We start from the raw sequence: 4,058 nt of genomic DNA, 5'->3' as shown, positions 1-4,058 counted from the left end.
CTGAACATCTGGCGCATGATCACCTCGTCCGGCAAGCGCGCCGGCGAGCTCGCCAACTCGGCGATCCCCTACTCGGGACACGTCATCGCCATCCTCGTCGTCATCGGCGGCCTCGCCTTCAACATCGGCAACATCGCCGGTGGCGGCCTGGGCCTGAACGCCCTGCTCGGCGTCGACCCGAAGATCGGCGGCCTGCTGACCGGTGCGCTCGCGATCATCATCTTCCTCATCAAGAAGGCCGGGAAGGTCATGGACATCGTCCTGGTCATCCTCGGCATCGGCATGATCGCGATGACCGTGATCGTCGCGATCATCGCCCAGCCCCCGGTCGGCGACGCCCTGCGCCAGACGTTCGTCCCCGATGAGCTGAACTTCGCCACCATCACCACGATCGTCGGCGGCACGGTCGGCGGATACATCACCTACTCGGGCGCCCACCGCTACCTCGACTCCGGCCAGGTCGGCCCGAAGCACGCCCCCGGTGTCATGCGCGCAGCCCTCAACGGCATCCTCATCATCGGCGTCATGCGCTACGTGCTCTTCCTCGCGATCCTCGGCGTCGTGGCATCCGGCGTCGCGCTCGACCTCTCGAGCCAGGCTGCGAACCCGGCCGGTCAGGCCTTCGGAGTGGTCCTCGGCGACGCAGGCCTGCGCATCTTCGGTGCGATCTTCTGGGCCGCGGCGCTCAGCTCCGTCATCGGCGCGGCGTACACCTCCGCGACGTTCCTGTCGACGTTCAACAAGAAGATGCTCGGCGGCTGGCCGCTGCAGATCGGCACCGTCGCGTTCATCGTCGTCTCGTTGATCGTCTACCTGCTCATCGGCACCGCACCCGCGGCGATCCTCGTCTTCGTCGGTGGCTTCAACGGCCTCATCCTGCCGATCGGTCTCACGGTGTTCATGTACATCGGCTGGTTCCGCCGCGACCTGCTCGGCGCCCGCAAGTACCCGATGTGGCTGCTCATCGCCGGCACCCTCGTGACTCTGCTCACCTGGTACATGGGCATCGTCTCGGTCGGCCCGATCTTCGCCTTCCTCGGAATCGGAGCATAAGCATGGCCGTCATCGACCTGAACTCCGACCTCGGCGAGAACGTGCCCGACCGCATCGTCAGCGACGATGCCAGCATGCTCGAGATCGTCACCAGCGCCAACGTGTCGTGCGGATTCCACGCGGGAAGCCCCGAGGGCATCCGCGAGACCCTCGCCGCGGCCGTCGCCGGCGGTGTCGTCATCGGCGCGCACCCCGGCTACCGCGACTACGAGAACTTCGGTCGCACGAAGGTGGACATCGACTCGGCCACCCTGCAGGCGCACGTCGAGTACCAGCTCGGCGCGCTGATCGGCCTCACCTCCGCCGTCGGCGGTGCGGTGTCGTACGTCAAGCCGCACGGTGCGCTGTACAACACCATCGCACGCGACGAGCGGCAGTCGAAGGACGTCGTCGCCGCCATCAAGGCCATCGACCCGAACCTCGTGCTGCTCGGCCTCGCCGGCGGCGTCGTGCTCGACGTCGCCGAGCGCGCCGGTCTCGCGACCGCCGCCGAGGCGTTCGCCGATCGCGCCTACCAGCCGGACGGCCAGCTCGTCTCGCGCACCGAGGCCGGCGCCGTGCTGCACGACGCCGACGCGGTTGCCGAGCGCATGGTGCGCCTGGCATCCGAGGGCGTCATCCGCGCGATCGACGGGACCGACGTGCGCGTCGACGCCCAGTCGATCTGCGTGCACGGCGACAGCCCCGGATCCATCGCGATGGCCGCCGCCACGAAGCGGATGCTCGAGGCCGAGGGCATCCGTATCGCCCCGTTCGCCGGACCTGGAGCAGGAGCCTGACATGACCGTGCTCGCTACCCCCGCTCAGCTCGCCGCGGCCCGCGCAGCGCGCGCCGCCTACCGTGCCGGCGAATCCGTGCCGACCAGCGGGGTGGCGACCGGTCTCACCCAGGCCAACCTCATCGCCGTCCCCGCCGACTGGGCCTTCGAGACGCTGCTGTACACGCAGCGCAACCAGAAGGCCTGCCCCGTCATCGATGTCATCGAGCAGGGCGCCGTCGAATCGGCGCTCGCGCCCGGCAGCGACATCCGCACCGACATCGGCAGCTACCGCATCTGGCGCGACGGCGTGCTCGCCGAGGAGACCACGGATGCCCGCGCCGCGTGGGCGGAGCACCCGGATCTCGTCGCCTTCCTCATCGGGTGCAGCTTCACGTTCGAGACCGGACTCGTCGAGGCCGGCATCCCGATCCGCCATCAGGAGCTCGGCCGCAACGTGCCGATGTACCGCACGAACATCGACTGCACGCCGGCCGGGCGCCTGCGCGGAGAGATGGTCGTCTCCATGCGCCCGATCCCCGCGCGGCAGGTGGCGGATGCCGTGCAGATCACCGGCCGCACCCCCGCGGTGCACGGCGCCCCCGTGCACATCGGCGACCCGGCATCCCTCGGCATCGTCGATCTGTCGACCCCCGACTTCGGCGACGCCCCCGAGGTCCGCGACGGCGAGGTGCCCGTGTTCTGGGCCTGCGGCGTCACCCCGCAGGCCGCGATCATGGCGTCCCGGCCGCCGTTCGCCGTCACCCACTCGCCCGGGTACATGTTCATCACCGACGTTCCGGATGCGGAGTACATCGTCTGATGCGCATCCTCACAGCATCCGATCGCGCCCTCCTCGTCGAAGCCGCCGACCTCGATGAGGCGATGCGGTTCCACCTCGCCTGGGACGGCGTGCCCGGCGTCGTCGAGCGCATCCCCGGCGCCCGCACCGTGCTCGTGCGCTTCGACCCCGTGCGCACCTCGGCCGTGGAGCTCGCCGCAGCTCTCGAGGCGATCGAGGTCGACGGCGAGCACGAGCAGGCGGCAGGCGAGGTCGTCGTGCCCGTGCACTACGACGGCGAGGACCTCGCCGAGGCCGCAGGCCTGCTCGGCGTCTCCAGCGAGGAGCTCGTCGCCCGGCATCTGTCGGCGAACTGGCGGGTCGCCTTCTCGGGCTTCGCGCCCGGGTTCGGCTACATCGTCGGCGACGACCCCCTGTTCGAAGTTCCCCGGCGCTCCTCGCCGCGCACCCGCGTGCCAGCCGGATCCGTCGCCCTCGCCGGCGCCTTCACGGGCGTCTACCCGCGCGAGAGCCCCGGTGGCTGGCAGCTCATCGGACGCACGGATGCCGTCATGTGGGACATCGACCGCGACCCGCCGGCGCTCCTCGCGCCGGGGACCGTCGTGCGGTTCGAGCGGGCCGCACGCGGCTCGTCCTCGCACCCGGTGGCGAGCGAGACGAAGCGGCGTGAGCGTGTCGAAGGCACCTCCGCCATCGAGGTCGTCCGCCCCGCTCTCCAGCTCCTCATCCAAGATGCCGGGCGCCCCGGCCACGCGGCCCTCGGTGTCTCGGCATCCGGTGTCGCCGACCGCACCGCCATGCGCGATGCGAACCGCGCGGTCGGCAACGACCCCGCAGCCGCCGTCCTCGAGAGCGTGGGGGCCGTGACCCTGCGCTTCCACGGTGACGGCGTCGCCGCGGTCACCGGAGCGGTCGGCGAGATCAGGCTGACGGATGCCGCGGGCCTGGGCCGCAGCATCCCGCACGGCATCCCCTTCGCCACCGTCGACGGCGATCAGCTCGCGCTCGCGCACCCGACCCGCGGCATGCGCTACGTCCTCGCCGTCCGCGGGGGAGCGGATGCGGCATCCGCCCTGGGCAGCGTCGCGAGCGACACGCTCGCCGGGCTCGGACCCGCACCGCTCGTCGCCGGAGACGTCATCGCGATCGGCGATCTCGCCCGTGGCGCCGTCGACCCGGTCGCGGCGGAGCGGGACCTCCCAGCATCCGGCGACCTCGTCGACCTGACGATCACCCTCGGCCCGCGCGACGACTGGTTCACCCCGGCCGCCATCGAGACGCTGACCACGCAGGAATGGCTGGTCACGCCGCGTTCCGACCGGGTCGGCATCCGCATCCAGGGAGAGGTCGCGCTCGAGCGCGCCCGCGACGGCGAACTGCCCAGCGAGGGCGCCGTGACCGGCGCCATCCAGGTGCCCGCCGACGGACAGCCCGTGCTGTTCCTG

The 4,058-nt window shown here is 71.1% G+C and carries 4 protein-coding genes; all 4 read left to right on the top strand.

The window, feature by feature from the left end; all coding sequences use genetic code 11:
• Positions 1-1,053: NRAMP family divalent metal transporter (locus Q0Z66_RS12090; RefSeq protein ID WP_298041500.1), on the top strand; the 1,053-nt coding region annotated here is incomplete at its 5' end.
• Between the two features lie 2 nt (positions 1,054-1,055).
• Positions 1,056-1,832: a 5-oxoprolinase subunit PxpA gene (locus tag Q0Z66_RS12085; protein WP_298041498.1), complete on the top strand. Its 777-nt coding sequence runs from the start codon at positions 1,056-1,058 to the stop codon at positions 1,830-1,832.
• Between the two features lies 1 nt (position 1,833).
• Positions 1,834-2,634 (top strand): putative hydro-lyase, encoded by an 801-nt coding sequence (locus tag Q0Z66_RS12080; RefSeq protein ID WP_298041496.1) that lies wholly within the window; start codon positions 1,834-1,836, stop codon positions 2,632-2,634.
• The coding region (locus Q0Z66_RS12075) for an urea amidolyase family protein (protein WP_298041494.1) at positions 2,634-4,058 on the top strand (1,425 nt) is incomplete at its 3' end. The genes Q0Z66_RS12080 and Q0Z66_RS12075, both read left to right, overlap by 1 nt.

The sequence above is a fragment of the uncultured Microbacterium sp. genome, from assembly GCF_947632095.1.
GTDB lineage: Bacteria > Actinomycetota > Actinomycetes > Actinomycetales > Microbacteriaceae > Microbacterium.
The sequence above is the reverse complement of the archived record's forward strand: the minus strand, read 5'-3'. Positions and strand labels throughout refer to the sequence as shown.